At 42.3% G+C, this 16,685-nt stretch carries 15 protein-coding genes; 1 reads left to right on the top strand and 14 read right to left on the bottom strand.

Annotated features, from left to right (window positions below):
- Position 1: 1 nt before the first annotated feature.
- On the top strand, positions 2 to 3,130 hold the full coding sequence (locus tag CVV21_11045; protein PKL90811.1) for a hypothetical protein: 3,129 nt from the start codon (positions 2 to 4) through the stop codon (positions 3,128 to 3,130).
- Between the two features lie 33 nt (positions 3,131 to 3,163).
- On the opposite strand, the gene CVV21_11040 is transcribed toward CVV21_11045, so the two are convergent.
- The 14 genes from CVV21_11040 to CVV21_10975 all read right to left on the bottom strand — a co-directional run bounded on the left by CVV21_11040 (position 3,164) and on the right by CVV21_10975 (position 16,684).
- The gene (locus tag CVV21_11040; GenBank protein ID PKL90810.1) at positions 3,164 to 4,192 is read right to left on the bottom strand and encodes a hypothetical protein; all 1,029 of its coding nucleotides are present in this window, start codon (positions 4,190 to 4,192) and stop codon (positions 3,164 to 3,166) included.
- 32 nt (positions 4,193 to 4,224) lie between these two features.
- Entirely contained in the window at positions 4,225 to 4,689 is a 465-nt protein-coding gene (locus tag CVV21_11035; protein PKL90809.1) for a hypothetical protein, read from the bottom strand.
- Between the two features lie 22 nt (positions 4,690 to 4,711).
- On the bottom strand, positions 4,712 to 5,773 hold the full coding sequence (locus CVV21_11030) for a hypothetical protein (GenBank protein PKL90808.1): 1,062 nt from the start codon (positions 5,771 to 5,773) through the stop codon (positions 4,712 to 4,714).
- Between the two features lie 2 nt (positions 5,774 to 5,775).
- The gene (gene pnp, locus CVV21_11025; GenBank protein PKL90807.1) at positions 5,776 to 7,887 is read right to left on the bottom strand and encodes a polyribonucleotide nucleotidyltransferase; all 2,112 of its coding nucleotides are present in this window, start codon (positions 7,885 to 7,887) and stop codon (positions 5,776 to 5,778) included.
- Between the two features lie 7 nt (positions 7,888 to 7,894).
- Entirely contained in the window at positions 7,895 to 8,164 is a 270-nt protein-coding gene (locus CVV21_11020; GenBank protein ID PKL90806.1) for a 30S ribosomal protein S15, read from the bottom strand.
- Positions 8,165 to 8,336: 172 nt separating this feature from the next.
- Entirely contained in the window at positions 8,337 to 9,995 is a 1,659-nt protein-coding gene (locus CVV21_11015; GenBank protein PKL90805.1) for a hypothetical protein, read from the bottom strand.
- A complete protein-coding gene (locus tag CVV21_11010; protein PKL90804.1) occupies positions 9,995 to 10,921 on the bottom strand; it encodes a hypothetical protein in 927 nt (308 codons plus the stop codon). Before CVV21_11010 ends, CVV21_11015 begins: the two co-directional genes overlap by 1 nt.
- Positions 10,922 to 10,951: 30 nt before the next feature.
- On the bottom strand, positions 10,952 to 11,332 hold the full coding sequence (locus tag CVV21_11005) for a two-component system response regulator (protein PKL90803.1): 381 nt from the start codon (positions 11,330 to 11,332) through the stop codon (positions 10,952 to 10,954).
- Between the two features lie 11 nt (positions 11,333 to 11,343).
- Complete coding sequence (locus CVV21_11000; protein ID PKL90802.1) at positions 11,344 to 11,742, bottom strand: hypothetical protein; 399 nt, start codon at positions 11,740 to 11,742, stop codon at positions 11,344 to 11,346.
- Positions 11,739 to 12,086: a hypothetical protein gene (locus CVV21_10995; GenBank protein ID PKL90801.1), complete on the bottom strand. Its 348-nt coding sequence runs from the start codon at positions 12,084 to 12,086 to the stop codon at positions 11,739 to 11,741. Before CVV21_10995 ends, CVV21_11000 begins: the two co-directional genes overlap by 4 nt.
- Before the next feature lie 30 nt (positions 12,087 to 12,116).
- Positions 12,117 to 12,878, bottom strand: coding sequence for a hypothetical protein (locus CVV21_10990; protein ID PKL90800.1), 762 nt, complete (start codon positions 12,876 to 12,878; stop codon positions 12,117 to 12,119).
- Between the two features lie 142 nt (positions 12,879 to 13,020).
- The gene (locus CVV21_10985; protein ID PKL90799.1) at positions 13,021 to 14,772 is read right to left on the bottom strand and encodes a hypothetical protein; all 1,752 of its coding nucleotides are present in this window, start codon (positions 14,770 to 14,772) and stop codon (positions 13,021 to 13,023) included.
- Positions 14,773 to 14,951: 179 nt separating this feature from the next.
- On the bottom strand, positions 14,952 to 16,166 hold the full coding sequence (locus CVV21_10980) for a bifunctional 3,4-dihydroxy-2-butanone-4-phosphate synthase/GTP cyclohydrolase II (GenBank protein PKL90798.1): 1,215 nt from the start codon (positions 16,164 to 16,166) through the stop codon (positions 14,952 to 14,954).
- Positions 16,167 to 16,195: 29 nt separating this feature from the next.
- A complete protein-coding gene (locus CVV21_10975; GenBank protein ID PKL90797.1) occupies positions 16,196 to 16,684 on the bottom strand; it encodes a DUF327 domain-containing protein in 489 nt (162 codons plus the stop codon).
- Position 16,685 lies beyond the last annotated feature (1 nt).

Here is a 16,685-nt window from a genome sequence, read left to right as displayed (position 1 = left end):
TATGAAAAAACTTATTTTGCTGTTTTTTATTCTATTCCCCTTAACATCATTTTCGGCAAATCTTGTTTTAAATTCCGGCTTTGAAACAGACGCAAACGGCGACGGAGTTCCTGACAATTGGGTTAAAAATTCTCCCGACGGCATATCTTTGATACAGGGGCCAAACGGAAAATGCGCGCGGCTTGTAAACGCGTCAAACAGGTATATAGAACTTAATCAGGATATTCCCATTGATTCCAAAACAATAAAACAGATTACCGTAAAATCAAAGATAAAAATTTCAAACGTCATTAAATTTAAAGAAGAATGGGAAATGGCGCGCGTGATGGTCTTATTTTTTGATGCCAAAGGAAATCAGGTGGGCGGCTGGCCGGAACTTGGAAGGTGGAAAGGCACATTTGACTGGTCAGAAAAAGTAAACGTGCTTAACGTCCCGGAGAATGCCGCAAAAATCACCCTTCAGGTTCAGCTTGCAAACTGCATTGGCGAAATGCAGGCAGATGACATAAGCGTGGAACCCGGTGATAATTTACAAATTCCACGCGCGAAAGACGACCTTTTGATGAACGGCGATATGGAATTCGGTTCTTCCACGCCGTTTTATTGGGGAGGCTGGGTAAACGGCGAAGGCACCTTTGAAGCCCCGGGATATGAATCCCCTTCCTGTTTTAAAATCACCAACAAATCAAAGGCATATTCAATGATAACTCAAAAAGTTCCGGTTGTACCGGAAAAAATGTTCGTTGTAATACTTTCAGGAATGATAAAAACCGAAAATATTATTCAGGGCGGCAATCCCTGGGACAAAGCCAGAATCAGCATACTTTTTCTTGATTCTGCCGGAAACAGGGTCGGAGGCTGGCCCGCGGTTGCAGGGGAAACCGCGGAAACAATATCAGAATGGACAAAATGGGAAAACAACTATCCCGTGCCTGAAGGCACCGCTTTTATAGAGGTGTCGGCGGGGCTTCTTGACTGCGCGGGCACAATTTACATAGATAAGCTGCGCCTTGAAGCGCGCGACAGAAACGGCAAAGTATATCAAAACGTTGAAATTAAACAGGAAGACCGTTCGTCCTGGCGCGTTTTTAATCCCGTGCAGGACCCTTTCACACCTGACGCGGTTATTGACCTTACTTACCTTCAGGACGCGCCCGCCGGAAAACACGGTTTTATAAAAGCCGGACCTGACGGCTCTTTAATATTTGAAGACGGCACAAAAACGGCATTCTGGGGTACGAATCTGATGGGTCCGTCCATTTTTCGTTCCAAAGAAGACGTTGATTTGACAGTTAAAAGGCTTTCAAAATCAGGGTGCAACCTTGTAAGGCTTCACCATATGGACGCCCCGTGGTCTGTTCCCAACATCTTTGAATCCGGCGCGGATAATACCAGAAATTTCTCCAAAGACAGCCTTGATAAACTTGACTACCTTATATTCAAACTTAAAGAAGCAGGTATTTATGTGTTTCTTGACTTCCTGGTACATAGGGAGCTTAAATCCGGCGACGGTGCTGATAATTTCAAAACAGTCCCCCGCGGCTTTAAGGAGATAATATTTATAGATGATAAACTTCAGGACCTTACATACGAATACATAGAAAAACTTCTTGAACACGAAAACCGATACACAAAAGTCAAATACCTGCACGAACCCGCGATTATATTTTCTGAAATTGTAAACGAAAGTTCCCTGTTTTACGCGGACAGAAACAAAGATTTATCCCCTGCCGCAATAAAGAAACTTGATGAAAAGTTTAACGAATTTTTAAAACATAAATACGGTTCTGATGAAAAATTAAAAGAAGCCTGGCTAAAAAGCGGGTGTGCTTTACAGGAAAATGAATCGCTTGATAAAAAAAGCGTGGCGCGCGAACAGTTTAAAATAAACTGGGGCTCCTGGGACACAATGTTTGAAGCTGTATGTAACGGCCGCGCCTCTGATACAAAAAGATTTTATGCCGAAACAGAAAAAAAATTCTATGACAAAATGATAAACCGCCTTAAAGAAAAAGGGTATAAAGCCCTGTTAACCGGGAGCAATCACTGGGAACTTTGGGACGCGGAACTTGCCTTAAACGCGCAATACGATTTCATTGACCGCCATTCATACTGGGACCACCCTTCCGGCGGCTGGTCCATGCGCGAAACCATAAACTTTTCAAATTCACCTGTTTTAAAATCACGCTTAAACACCGTGGCTGAACTTGCCCACTGCAGGATGCTTGGCAAACCGTTTACCGTAAGCGAATGGAACTGGCTTCTGCCCAACCGCTACAGAAGCGGCGCCCCCGTTATAATGTCGGCTTACGCGAAACTGCAGGGATGGAACGCCATGATGCAGTTTGAATTCGGTACGGTCACTCCGCAGAATATACTTGAAAATTTTACCGATTTTTCGCGCAGCCCGGAAGCCCTTTCACAATGGATACCTGCCGCGCTTATTTTCAGGAACAATTACCTTTCAGAGAGCAAAACATCGACCGTGTCTTATCTTTCAGAAGACGATTTGTATAACAACCCCGCCACAGCTTTCAAGCTTGCCGGCGGAAGCTACGAAGCCCCGCTTTTAATGAAAGCGGCAAAAACGCTTGATGAATCAAAGAAAACCGCTGACGCGCCTGAAGTTGACAGCGAAGCGGCCTCTGATACCGGAGAACTTTTCTGGAACCTTGATGACGGCATTTTCAGGATAAACGCCCCAAAAATCCAGGGCGCAACCGGCTTTCTTAAGGGCGTTAAGTTAAAATTTAAAAACTTTAATTTAAAATGCCTGACAAATTACGCCTCGGTTTATCTTTATTCGCTGGACGGCAAAAACATAAACGAAAGCGGTAAGATAATACTTCATACTTCGGGAATATCCGACAACTCTTCCGTTAAATACAGCCCTGCAGGCAATTCAGTTATTTACGGCGGGTCATCCCCCATAATTATAGAGCCTGTCCTGACGGAAATTACTTTTAACCCCGGTAAATACAGGACAATGAAAATTTTCAGGGTGGATTCCAACGGTTACAGGCAGGCGGAATACAAAAACATTACAGCCAGAGACGGAAAAATTATAATTAAAACAGACGCCAATTCCGGCGCTATGGACTTTTTAATAGAGGTTAAAAGAAGAAAGTAAATACGCGCGCTAAACGTTTTTAAACCGGCACGCTCAGTTATTTAACTGCCTGATGGCGATTATACTCTGCCCGGCGTTATACGACTTGCCTTTTTTTACGCCGCCCCTTTGTTTGGCTTTTTCCATGGCTTCAAGAATATTTCTTGCTTCCACGTAAATTTTGCTTTCATTATAGCTGCCGGCTCCCGCGTGCCCCTTTTTTACCACGCACTCATACGTCATCATCCTGCCTGTATCATTGTTTGATTTTATGCCGCTGCCGGCTTTACTCTGCCTGTTGACCTCGTCTATAACAGACCTTGTTATGTTCAAGACTATATCCACGCCGTCTTCATGTTTAAGAAGTTCTTTATAATCGTCTTTTATCTTATCCGGCATGCCGCCTTTTACATATATCATCCCCAGGTTGTGCGCGGCATTGGCGTATTCAGGGTCAAAAATAAGGCTCTGTTTAAAACTTTGAACCGCCTTTGCCAGCAGCCCCTGTTTGTAATAAACAAGCCCGGCATCATTATAAAGATGCGCTTTTCTAAGGTTATCATCCGTAAGTTTTATGGCTTTAAGGTAGTTGGCGACCGCCTGTTCGTTATTGTCCTGCTTGAAAAAAATATCACCCATATTTGCGGGTATCAGGGCATTTTCAGGGTCATTCAATAATGCTTTTCTAAAATACTTAAGCGCGTCAGTGTAATCGCCAGTATTTTTAAAAAGGACTCCAAGATACATATTTATTTCCGCGACAATTTTTTCTTTTCCGCCCTTTTTAAGGGAATAAACTATGGAATTTTCCGGGCGGATATCTTTATCCTTAATTGAAAGAAGCAGCCGGCGCGCGTCGCTTACCCTTGCTTCGCTTAACGCAATAAGCGCCCTGTTTAAGGATGTGTCCCAGCTTTTTTCGCGGATGTAAGAATATATATATTCGGCTTCTGAAAACTTGCCGCTCATAAAAAGAATATCCGCGCGCAGTTTTTCGCCGCCTTTTATTAAAGAGGCTTTCTCCAGCGCAGCGTCAAATTTAAACTCGGCGATATCTTTTAATATCTCCTTTGAAAGCTCCAAATTTCAGTGAACCTCCCCCTTTATTTTAAAGCTTATTTCCGCCGTGCCCTGCCTGTTTTTTTCTTTATCCTTTTTTCGCGAAGCTGCAAAGCCCGCTGCGATGCTATCTCCGCTATCCTTGCGTCTTTTGAATATTTCGCCGCAAGCGAATCATAAATATCAGCGGCTTTCGCGTATTTCTTCTTACCTTCCATCTCGTACCCTTTTCTGAACTCTTTTTCAAAATTTACAAGTTTTTCCCTTTCAACCTCGCTTAAATGGGTTGTCCACAGGTGCCCCAATTCGGTAAAAAATGATATCAGCAGAATATTAACAAAATATGCGGGAAAAACAGATGCAAGCAGCAGGTTTAATATGGTAAGAAGTCCCCACTCTTCTTTTTTAAGCATGGTTTTTGGCATATTTGATGGTGCTTCGGGGCTTTTAGTTATTTTTTCTATTATTTTTTTAACATCTTCCTGAGGTTCCGGTTTAACTTCCGGCTTTTTTTTTGCCATTAAAATTCTCCCTGATATTAAATCAGTAAAGTCTCTTAATAATATTATACATCAATTTGGGGGATATCTGCAGGTTAATTTTTTCCGCGGCTTCTATCTTTCTGTATTTGTCAATTACGGCGTCAATTTCACTCTCTTTTATATTAAAGGCGGACAGTTTTAAAGGCAGGTCAAAACAGGAAAATAACTCCCTTATTTCCGCGTCTTTTTTTGTATCCGCAGCTGTTTCCTGAAACAAAAGCCCCATTGCCGCGTGCTCCCCGTGAAGAAATTCCCTTGCCCCTTTGGATGCCGTCATAGCGTGGGCAAACGCGTGTGCCGCAAATGAAGTTTCGGTATACCTTCCCAGGCATGACATCATTCCCGAATGAATTATATTAATATCCGCCATTTCTTCCCTTAAAACGACGCACGGGTTATGGAATTTTTCCGCGATTTCACTGAAAACAAACGCGGTTGAAGCCGCCCCTATATTTAATACAACACCGTCCTGTACCGGTATATTTTCCTGCCCGCCCGCGGCGCGTACCGTTTCAAAATACTTACACACCGCGTCAGCAAGCCCTGCGGCAAAAAATCCCATCGGAAGGGTGTCAAAGTACGCGTAATCTATGACAAGTTTATCCGGAAGCGCTGAATCCATTGTGTTCAAATACACGCCGTCTTTATCATACATGACAGAAACCGGAGTACATGCCGCGCAGGTTGCCGCGGATGTGGGAATAAGGATAAGTTTTAAATCAGACAGGTCCCTTTTTATAAGCTTGCACAGGTCCATGCACCTGCCGCCGCCCATTCCAATTATTTCTTTTACCCCGGATTCCATAATAATATTTTTAACCCTGAAAAATTCCGCAGGATTTATATTCCCCGAAAATAGCACCTTTACGATGTTTTCGCTTCCGGTAAAGACATGTGCAAACTGCCTTGTGACAAATGTATCCGCGATTAAAGCACAGCCCTGAACGCAGGGCACAACGGAATTAACCGCGCCCCTGCCTTTTATTATTTCAGAAGGAAATAAAAAGGACTCGTGCAGATAACCGCACGAGCCCGTAATATTGTCGTTATGAATCTTCTTCATTTTTATTTTGCCGGCTGCTCTACGTCCTTCATGCTAAGGGCGATCTTTCCGGTCTTAGAATCAACGTCTTTTACAAGCACAACCACTTTCTGCCCTTCTGTAAGCACGTCTGTCACATTTGCCACCCTGTCTTTGGATATGTTGCTGACATGGCAGAGCCCTTCAACACCGGGAAGAATCTCAATGAACGCGCCAAAGTTCATTATCTTGATTACCGTTCCGTTGTATATGGCGCCCACTTCGGCTTCCTGGGTAAGTTCTTTAATCATGCTCATTGTATGCTGCATTATCTCTTCATCCTGCGCGAATATCCTTACTTTGCCGTCCTGTTCCACATCAATTTTCGCGCCTGTCTCTTCAACAATCCTCTTAATATTCTTTCCGCCCGGCCCGATTAAATCCTTAATTCTTTCTTTATTAATATTTATCGTGCCTATCTTCGGCGCAAAAGGCGACATTTCCTCTTTATGCGCGCTTATGGATTTTTCCATCTTTTCTTTAATAAGAAAAAGCCTTGCTTTCTTTGCCTGTTCAAGCGCCTGTGTCAGAATTTCCAGCGTAACGCCCTTTATCTTTATATCCATCTGAATTGCTGTAACGCCGTCTTCTGTTCCTGCCACTTTAAAATCCATGTCGCCAAAGTGGTCTTCGGCTCCCTGAATATCGGTTAGCACTATAAATTTATCGCCCTGCTTTATAAGCCCCATGGCAATACCGGCCACATGTTTCTTTATTGGAACGCCTGCCGCCATAAGCGAAAGCGAACCGCCGCAAACTGTTGCCATTGATGATGAACCGTTTGATTCAAGTATGTCAGATACCACCTGTACTGTGTAAGGAAAGTCTTCTTTGGAAGGCATAACCGCTTTTAACGCGCGTTCTGCCAGGTTGCCGTGCCCTACTTCCCTGCGGCCAACGCCCCTTAACATCCTTGCTTCGCCCACGGAAAACGGCGGGAAATTGTACTGAAGCATATATGACTTTGTAAAATCACCTTCAAGTTCGTCAAGCCTCTGCGCGTCATCTTCCGCGCCAAGGGTTGTAACTACAAGCGCCTGTGTCTGGCCCCTTGTAAAGATAGCAGAACCGTGCGTCCTTGGAAGAATGTCAATTTCACATGTGATTTCCCTTATTTCATCAAACTTACGTCCGTCCGGCCTTATGCTGTCATTGGCTATCTGGTTTCTGATAATACCGGCTTCAATTTCTTCCAGCACCATTTTGGCTTCTGATATTTTTTCGCCCAGTTCTTTTTCCGGTGTCTCTGCTGTTATCGCTTCAAGCGCGGCTTTTTTTGCATCGGCAATTGCGTCATAACGTTTAATTTTATCAGCTATCTTCATGGCTTCCTGCATTTTAGACTTTGCAAGGCTTTCCACTTTAGCTTTAAAATCCGCGGGAATTACCTTAAGGATAACTTCCCTTTTTGGCTTTCCGCATTCTTTTTTGAACTCTATCATAAACTGACAGAGTTTTTTGATGTTTTCATGGGCAAGCCCAAGCGCTGAAACTAAGTCCGCTTCGCTTACAACATTGGTTTCGCCTTCTACCATTGTGATAGCGTCAATTGTTCCGGCAACCGTAATATTTAAGTCGCTTTCAAGCTGTTCGTCCATTGTCGGGTTTACCACAAACTTGCCGTCTATCCTTCCAACCCTTACCGCGCTTACAGGGCCGTCAAAAGGAATATCGGAAATATCCAGCGCCGCTGACGCGCCTATAAGTCCCAGCAAATCAGAGTCATTCTGCTTGTCAGCAGATATAACCGTGGCTATTATCTGGACTTCATAGAAAAAACCTTCCGGAAAAAGCGGCCTTATGGGCCTGTCAATTATCCTTGATGAAAGGATTTCTTTTTCTCTTGGTTTGCCTTCCCTTTTAAAAAACCCGCCCGGTATTTTCCCGGCCGCGTAAAACTTTTCCCTGTATTCAACCGTAAGCGGAAAAAAATCCGCGTTTGGTTTTGGGTCTTTTGCCGCAACAACCGTAACAAGAACCATTGTGTCGCCTGTCCTTACAACAACCGCTCCGCCGGCCTGTTTTGCCATCCTGCCGGTTTCAAACGATATTTTCTTTCCTGCTATTTCCACTTCCCTGGTTATATAATTCGCCATCTTTGGCCTACTTTCTTATGTCTAATTTTTTGATCAGGATTTTGTACCTGTCATAGCTCTTGCTCTTTAAATAATCAAGAAGCCTTCTTCTTCTGTTAACCATCTTAAGAAGCCCATGCCTTGAATGAAGGTCTTTAGAGTGTTTTTTAAGATGTTCCGTGAGATAGTTGATCTTTTCCGTGAGAATTGCCACCTGAACTTCCGGAGAACCTGTGTCTGTGTCATGAACCTTGTAGTTTCCAATCAATTCCTGTTTTCTTTCTTTTACGATAGCCATTTAGTGCACCTGACCTTTCTTTTTTTTGTTTTTCGGCCGCCGTTCGCGTCGGCAAAAACGACAGACAGCAGCCCGAATATGCCAGTGGGGATACCAAAGGCAGATATCAAAATATCACATTCACATGGGGTTGTAAAGTTTTATTTCAGGTATTCCGTCCGGAAAATGATTTCTACCCGTTTTTTCTCTGAAAAATATGGGCAATTTCACCTTCGGCAAGGTCAACAGCATTCTTATCTTCAAGATTTTTAACCGTAGGGTCCGCGCCGGCCCTTAAAAGTTCTTCTATAATTTCCCTGTTGCCTGACCTTACGGCGTTTATTATTGGCGTATCCCCGTATTTATTGCTTACATTAACATATGCTCCGGCTCTTATTATATCCCTTACAGCTTCCGCGCTGCCTTTTTCAGAGGCAAGCAAAAGTGTTGTATTTAGAAGCACGTCCCTTCCGTTTACATCTCCGTTTGCATCAATCAATTTTTTAAGAATACTTCTGTAACCTTTTTCTGCAGCGGCCATAACCGGGGTTGTCCCAAAAAGGTTCTTCGCATTCGGCGACGCCCCGTTATTAACAAGCATTTCCACAATTTCCGGATGGTTGTGTTCAACGGCAAAATGAAGCGGCGTGTATCTTCCAAACCCCTTGGCATTTACATTGGCACCCGCGGAAATAAGTTTTTCAACTATTTTAATATGGCCGTTTTTCGAGGCAAAATGAAGGGCGGTATAGGTGCCGAACCCGCGTTCGTCCACATACGCTTTTCTTTTTATTAATTCATCCACAATGGCTATTTTCCCTTTTTCGGCGGACCTTATTAAAATTGTATTGCCTTTGATATCTTTGATGTTGTGCTGGGCTCCCGCCTCTATAAGTTCCTTAACCATCTTTAAATCCCCGCGTTCCGCGGCAATCATAAGGGCTGTGGCGCCGTGTATATCCGCGGCATTGGCATTGGCATTGTAATTAAGCAGAAGGGTCAGCATTTTAATATTGCCCCTTTTTACCGCCACTATGATCGGGCTTTCGCCGTCGTTATTTTCATCATTTACCCTGGCTTTGGCCGAAAGCAGTTCTTTAACCGTTTCGTAATTTTCATTTTCTACGGCGAAAATCAGCGCGGTATAATTGCCCATGCCTTTTATATTCGGGTCAGCCCCTAAAATAATAAGTTCCCTGCAGATATCCGTATCACCGCGGATTGAAGATAATATCAGCGCAGTGTTGCCGTCGTAATCCGTGCCGTTAATTTCAGCTCCTGCTTTTACAAGCTGCCTTATAATTTCCAGATTCCCGTTTTCCGCGGCGGCCAGCAGGGCTGTTTTTCTTGAAGACGTCCTGGCATTTATCTCCGCGCCGGCTTTTAAAAGGGTTCTTACCACTTCAATATTCTCTTTAGTAGCCGCCATAACAAGCGGCGTATTTCCGTCCATATTTTTTGTATTAACTGCCGCTCCCGCTTTTATCAGTTTTTCTATAAATTCCATTCCTGCCCCGGCTGCAATCGCAAGAAGCAGGGGTGTATTACGTTCAAAATCTTCCGTATTTACGTCTGCTCCGGCGTCAATTATTTCAGCTGCAATTTCCATATTTCCTTTTTTTATCGCCTGGACAAGTTCTGACATTCCGGATTCTTTATTTTCAACCTTTGCGCCGGCCCTGACAAGCGCCTTTATAATTTCAGTACTGCCCCTTTCTATCGCAAGGCTGATAGCGGAGTAATTTCCAAAACCTTTTGCATTTGGATTTGCCCCTTTGTCTAAAAGCGCTTTTACATCCTCAAGATTGGTTTTAAAAACCGCCCCCAGAAGCTGTTCTTCAAGTTCCCCCATTATTTAACCGCCTCTTTGGCAGTCAGCAGAATCCCAATTTTCTGCTGCGTACGGTTTCTTATAAATGTACAGTTTACAATAAGCGCCATTTCGGAATTGCCTTCACTCAACGGCACTTGAAGATCATTGGATGTTTCCGAACTGAATGTAAGTTTCATAATGATTTCTTTTACCGCTGCAGGGATTTCAAGCCCGGAAAAAGGGGTGTTAAACGCGGTATGAGTTTTCATCCCCAATATTTTATACGCTTTTTCGTTTGCAAGGCGCAGATTCCCGGAAACGTCAAATATTACCACCGCTTCATTAAAACTGCCGCAAAGATCATGGGCAAATTCCTTAACCATTCCAAGTTCCGTGGTTTTCATAAGAATTTCCCCGTTTAAAAAGTTCTTTTCCTTTTCAAGTTCTTCTTTTTCTTTTAATTCCACATTTGCCTTTTCGGCCAGATAACTGCTGTGAAGCGCCACAATAAAAATAAACGGAATGTTAAGCAGCGTCTTTTCGGAAAAAAGATTGTATCCTTCCCCTCCGGATATATACCTGATATAAAGATAGACCGCGTTTACAACTATGGCAATTAGAATGCTTAATTTTACGGACTGGCTTAAAGCCGCCATAAAGATAGTCAGAAATACCGCAAGCACAAACTGAATATCAAGCTGCGAATAGATGTGCGAGGAGATTACTATAAATGAAATGTCCATCATAAAAATCAGATAATGCAGCCTGACACCCGCGTAATTAGAAGCGGGAATTGATATAAACAAAAAATTGCTTAATGCTATCAGCACAATAAAAACGATTGATACCACAGGATCTTCAGCAATCACTTCATAATTATATAACGCCAGCAGCACTATGGACAGCGAGAGTATGGCCCTTATATAAATAATATTGCGTTTCGAATCATTGGCGGAATTTTTCAAATTAAACTCCTTTCACAACGCTCTAATTTCTCATTTCCTGTCAAGAATTTCCTTAACCTGTTCAATAAGTTCATAAGGGTCAAAAGGTTTTATTATGTAATCATCGGCGCCTGACTGCAGCCCCTCTTCGGCGTCGCCTTTTTGGCCTTTGGCGGTAAGCATCACTATTTTTGTACCCTTAAAAAGCGGGTTTTTTCTTATTTCCACGCATGTTTCATATCCGCTTAATCCCGGCATCATGATGTCAAGAAGTATAATGTCCGGTTTCTTTTCCGTTTTCAGTTTTTCAAGGCATTCTTCGCCGCTGTTGCATTCAATCACTTCATAATTGGCAAGTTCAAAAGATATCTTTACAATTTTAACTATATCCGGTTCGTCATCAACCACCATAATCCTTAATTTTTCAGACATTTGCCACCTCTTTATTTTGAAATAAGTTTAAGGTAAAGCCACGATGAAACAGCCACAAGCAGCGACGCCGCAAAAAAACAGGTGAATGAAAACGCTTTAAGCATAAGCAGCGAGTTTTTTACCGTTTCTATTGAAGCTTTTACCGACTCTGTTTTTCCGGCGTCAAGAAATACGCTTTCTTCAGAAAACATCTGAATATGCCTTCCCAATTCCGGTAATAACACCACCGACGCGTAAAAATGCGCCAGTACTGCCGCCGCAAGAATAACAGCCGCGACAGCAGGAAACACCCAGTAATTATTCTTTTCTTTCACTATGCCGGTAAGTTTTTTTATAGCCCCAGACATATACAGCGCCGCAACGGCAAGCAGCAGCAGTCCCGATTCATAAATTATTACATCTATGCTCATTTTGCGCCCCTGTATTTTTCAAGCTCATCAAGAAGCCTGCTGAATTTCATAACCGCCGCCACGCATAGCGCCGCGGAAATAAAGAGAGAAATATAAGCAAACATCTGTATCCACGAATTAACCGCGCTATTTTTTGTAAAAACAGCCGCTCTGAAAACTAATAGGACAGAGTATATAAGTATTCCGGACGGCGCTGCCATCATAAGGCCATAGTAAGTGGACTTATTGAAAACAACATTATATTTTCTTGCAATCATACCAAAGACAATAAACCCGGCCCAGAAAAAAATCCCCCCGGCTACCGCCATAACAAGACTATAAGCCTGTAACAGTTCTTCAGTCATTCATCCACCTTCACCATAAATTTACTTATTCTACCTTGTGCTGCCCCATATCTTTTCAATTACCTGCCTGGACTTTGTTTTTCCCACTATTTCAGAGAAAGAACTTTCAAGGGAATTCAAAAGCAGAATCATTTCTTTCATTCCCATCCTGTTTCTGTCAATACCATGTTTTTTAAATTCACTGTCCACTATCGCAAGCCCTATGTTTCCAAGGCTCTCTGATGCTATCCTTCCTATTTCAGGGGTTTTAAACCTGGACCTTTTCAGCAGCCCCGCTGCTAAAAGCCCGAACAACGCGGTTTTAGCTTTTTTTTCATCTATATTTAAATGTTCAATTACATAGTCTATATTATTGTTTCCGTCAAAACTTACCATCAGGTTCCATTCGTGATTCAAAAAATCAACCGATAATGTCTTATTATCAGTGAACATTGAAATCTTTAAGACTTCCCTGCCGGGAAGAAGATAATCGGAAATATCAGTATCGGTATCCAGCAGTTTTCTTGAACTTTCAAGAATTACGTTTTCAACAGACAAATTCAGCGTCTGTGTTTTTACTTCCTGCGTTTCTTCAAAGTAAAAAGAGCCTTCTTCAATTACAATAAGCATCTTAAAAAGGGCTTCTTTAACTTCATTAGAATCCGCTTCCTGAGCGTGGGTGATAATGCCGTTATATATATGAATCAAACCTTTGGCTTTTTTATGATCTACATTTAAAATACCGGTTTTATGATAGTTACAGAGAAGCCTTAGCATCCCGGCAACACTTATGCTGTTTACCGTCCCCTTCATTATAGTCCTCCTTTAAGAGCGCCATACACATACATATTACATCACTTTTTTATATGATACAAGTATTTTTCTGCCCCTGCAAATTCAATAATTACCTTAAATTATATGGTTTTTCTAACCTTTTCACCCTTTAATTTATTAACTAAACCTGTATTTCGTCCAGTTCAGAACCATCCGGAAGCAGGCCAAGCCCGGGGGTTTCTCCTTTTTCAATAATCTTATACCTAATACATTTTTTATATTCAGAATTGCAGAACGCCTCTATAAAACGGCTCTTTTTATCCGGGTCTTTTATCTTTCTTATGACAAAACACCCCTGCGCTTTATCACATTTTTCGCCCGCGGCTTTTAACGGCAATAAAATATAAAAAACAGCGCCTTTACCCGGCCCGTCAGATTCAGCCCAGATAGCGCCGCTGTGAGCTTCCACAATATTTTTTGAAATTGCAAGCCCAAGCCCGATTCCGTACCCCCGGTTTTTTATATTTTTAACCTGATAAAACCTTTCAAATACTCTTTTAAGATTTTCTTTCTCAATACCCGGACCCCCGTCTTTTATTGATATACGAATATACTCTTCCCCTTTTTCGCAGACCGCATTCGCATAATCCGGAATCTGCAGCTCTTCTTCATGCATTTTTCCAAGATTTATTTTTATCTCTGTGTCTTCAGCGCTGAATTTTATTGAATTGTTTAATATATTAATAAATACCTGGGAAAGCCGCATTGGGTCAGCTGAAATTACCGGCACTGCCGTGTCCTGCTGAACTGTGACCCGGATTTTCTTTAACTGCGCGACAGATGAGATGTCTTTTACCGTGGACTCTATAACATCCTTTATATGCGTATTTTTTTTATCAACAGAAAATGTACCTGATTCAATCTTAGAGAAATCTAAAAGTTCATTAATCAGGGAAAGCAGCCGGTCAGAATTACTTCTGATGATCTCAAGGTATTCCCTCTGTTGCTCTTCAATTTTTCCGCCTACGCCTTTCAGCAAAAAAGCCACAAAGCCCTTTATTGACGTCAAAGGGGTTCTTAACTCATGGGATATCATTGCGATAAAAGTGGACTTTAACATATCCACTTCTTTTAACTTTTCGTAGCTTGATTTCATTATTTTTTCTGATATTTTAATCTGCGTTATATCTTTCAGCATCAGACCCATTCCTTCGCCCACCTTAAATGCCGACCCGCTGAAGACCATGTGCTTTAATTTAACATCAGGAACCATATCGTCTATTATAAAAGGAACTCCTGTTTTTATAACTTTGACGAATTCATTATAAAGCCCGGATATTTTGACGTCATCATACACTTCTTCAATAGGATTACCTATAACATCTTCTTTTTTTGTACCCTCCGTAAAAAAAGACATAAATGCCGCGTTAGCATCAAGCAGCTTTAAATCCCGGTCCCAAATACTAAGCGAATCTGTGGCGCTTTCAAGAAAAAACCTCAATTTTCTTTCGCTTAATTCAATTTCTCTGGACATTTTTTTACTGTCAATTGAATATAAAATTGTCTGTATAAAATTAACGCCGTTAATATCGCCTTTTACAAAATATGACTGCGCCCCCACATTTGTAGACTCAACAGCCATTTTTTCATCTTCGTTGCCTGTGGTTATCATGACAGGTGTTTCGCTGTCAATTTTCCTTATTCTTTCAAGCCCTTTAAGACCTACGGAATCAGACAGCGAAAGATCCAGAATAATAATATCAAACTTTTCGTTTTGCAGTTTTTCAATGCCGGTTAATATATTTTCAACCGATACTATTTCAGGTTTTATTATGCCGGAGCCGGCAAGCATGTTTTTCATAAAAAAAACATCACCTTTATTGTCTTCAATAAGCAAAACCCTTATAGCCCTGCGTGTCATATACCCACCCATTTTTGGCGTCTTATCAGCAACAGTCCCACTATATAAATTATAGCATATTTACAGCCGCTATTTTTTTATAATAGGCTTCACAAGTAAATAACAATATTTATGGAAAACCTGTTTAACCGGGCGCGCAGGAGCGCGCCCCCTGCGATATCAAAAGATTTCCATAACAATATAATAATCTGTTATAGATGAAGCATATGCCCAAGTTTTTCCATTTTTGTCTTCAAATACCTGCGGTTAGTTTCATTGGGTGTTATTTCCAAAGGCAGGCGTTCCACTATTTCCAGGCCATACCCGCTTAACCCGATAACTTTTTTTGGATTGTTTGTTAACAGTTTTATCTTTTTTATTCCAAGGTCCGCTATTATCTGCGCCCCTGTGCCGTAATCCCTTAAATCCGCCTTGAAGCCAAGGGCTTCGTTTGCTTCCACGGTATCAAGCCCTTTTTCATACTGCAGTTTATACGCCTTCATTTTATTTATAAGCCCTATGCCCCGGCCTTCCTGCCTCATATAAATAAGCGCACCCCTTCCCGCTTTTCCAATCATCGACATCGCCGCGTGCAGCTGGTCTCCGCAGTCGCATTTTAACGAGCCAAGCACATCACCTGTAAGGCACTCGGAATGCACCCTTAAGAGCACCGGCTCCGGTGTTTTCACATCACCCATTACCAGCGCAAGATGAAGGTCTTTTTCTTCTTTATCCGTATAAATATAAAGTTTAAAAGTGCCGTATTCAGTGGGCAGAACAGTTTCCACGGCTGACTTAACTGTTTTTTCTTTTTCCCTTCGGTATTTTATCAGTTCTTCAATTGTAAGAATTTTCAGGTTATGTTTTTTTGCGAATTCCACAAGTTGAGGCATCCTTGCCATTTCGCCGTCTTCATTCATAATTTCACAGATAGCCCCGCCGCATACTTCGCATCCGGCAAGGCGCGCCAGATCAACCGCGGTTTCCGTGTGCCCCGCGCGTTCCAAAACCCCGTTCTTTTTTGCCGCAAGCGGAAACACATGGCCGGGTTTATGAAAAGCGGCAGAAGTGGTATTTTTATCCGCCGCAAGTTTTATGGTAATAGCCCTGTCACGCGCGGAGATGCCTGTGGTAGTGCCCTCTTTGGCATCAATTGAAACAGTAAAAGCAGTGCGGTGCTTGTCTTCGTTCTGTTCAACCATCTGGCTTAATCCAAGCCTTGCTATCTGTTCTTCTTCCATTGAAAGGCATATAAGGCCGCTGCCTTCCTTTGCCATAAATGTTATAATTTCCGGGGTGATTCTGTCAGCAAGGCAGATAAGGTCGCCTTCATTTTCCCTGTCTTCGTCATCTACAACTATCACCATTTTACCGGCTTTTAAGTCGGCAACCGCTTCTTCCACTGTTGCTAATTTATAACCTTCCATGATAAGTGCTCCCGGTGTCAGATTTTTTCTTATGAATACATATCAACCAAAATACCCCTTATTCTGTCTATGGTAGCCAGAAGGTCAAGCGTTTCCTCCTGGGAATTAAGAATCTGGGCAGTCAGTTTTTCAAGCTCTTCATCCACTTTTTCCACAAGCACATATACCTTTTTACGCCTTGCCATCACCTTTGAACTGTCGGAAAACTTAACCGTATACATTGTTTCCACGGCTTTTTTCATGAAATTTTTAACAAGGCTTTTATATTTGTCAAGTTCCGTAAAAGTGCGCCTTTTTACAAGCACCTTTGCCTGCTCTGACAATTCTTCAATAAGCTGGTCCAGGTTCTTTTTAACCTGATCCTCTGTGGCATCAGTAAGCTGCTTCATAAAATTCATTTCATTTACTTTGTCCCTGGCAATGAATTTTGTGCCCTTTTTCTCTTCTGCTTTTTTGTTTCTTCCGGTGCCGCCCACGTTCTTGTCATGAGGCATCCCGGCCGCGTCAAAAACTCTCATT

The organism is Candidatus Goldiibacteriota bacterium HGW-Goldbacteria-1, assembly GCA_002839855.1.
Lineage (GTDB): Bacteria > Oederibacteriota > PGYV01 > PGYV01 > PGYV01 > PGYV01.
The sequence above is the reverse complement of the archived record's forward strand: the minus strand, read 5'-3'. Positions and strand labels throughout refer to the sequence as shown.

Bases quoted from the DNA above. Each gene is read 5' to 3' on its own strand.
- CVV21_11045 (PKL90811.1), top strand. From the start codon at position 2: ATGAAAAAACTTATTTTGCTGTTTTTTATTCTATTCCCCTTAACATCA.
- CVV21_11035 (PKL90809.1), bottom strand. From the start codon at position 4,689: ATGGCAAAAAAAAAGCCGGAAGTTAAACCGGAACCTCAGGAAGATGTT.
- CVV21_11030 (PKL90808.1), bottom strand. From the start codon at position 5,773: ATGAAGAAGATTCATAACGACAATATTACGGGCTCGTGCGGTTATCTG.
- pnp (PKL90807.1), bottom strand. From the start codon at position 7,887: ATGGCGAATTATATAACCAGGGAAGTGGAAATAGCAGGAAAGAAAATA.
- CVV21_11020 (PKL90806.1), bottom strand. From the start codon at position 8,164: ATGGCTATCGTAAAAGAAAGAAAACAGGAATTGATTGGAAACTACAAG.
- CVV21_11015 (PKL90805.1), bottom strand. From the start codon at position 9,995: ATGGGGGAACTTGAAGAACAGCTTCTGGGGGCGGTTTTTAAAACCAAT.
- CVV21_11005 (PKL90803.1), bottom strand. From the start codon at position 11,332: ATGTCTGAAAAATTAAGGATTATGGTGGTTGATGACGAACCGGATATA.
- CVV21_11000 (PKL90802.1), bottom strand. From the start codon at position 11,742: ATGAGCATAGATGTAATAATTTATGAATCGGGACTGCTGCTGCTTGCC.
- CVV21_10995 (PKL90801.1), bottom strand. From the start codon at position 12,086: ATGACTGAAGAACTGTTACAGGCTTATAGTCTTGTTATGGCGGTAGCC.
- CVV21_10990 (PKL90800.1), bottom strand. From the start codon at position 12,878: ATGAAGGGGACGGTAAACAGCATAAGTGTTGCCGGGATGCTAAGGCTT.
- CVV21_10985 (PKL90799.1), bottom strand. From the start codon at position 14,772: ATGGGTGGGTATATGACACGCAGGGCTATAAGGGTTTTGCTTATTGAA.
- CVV21_10980 (PKL90798.1), bottom strand. From the start codon at position 16,166: ATGGAAGGTTATAAATTAGCAACAGTGGAAGAAGCGGTTGCCGACTTA.
- CVV21_10975 (PKL90797.1), bottom strand. From the start codon at position 16,684: ATGAGAGTTTTTGACGCGGCCGGGATGCCTCATGACAAGAACGTGGGC.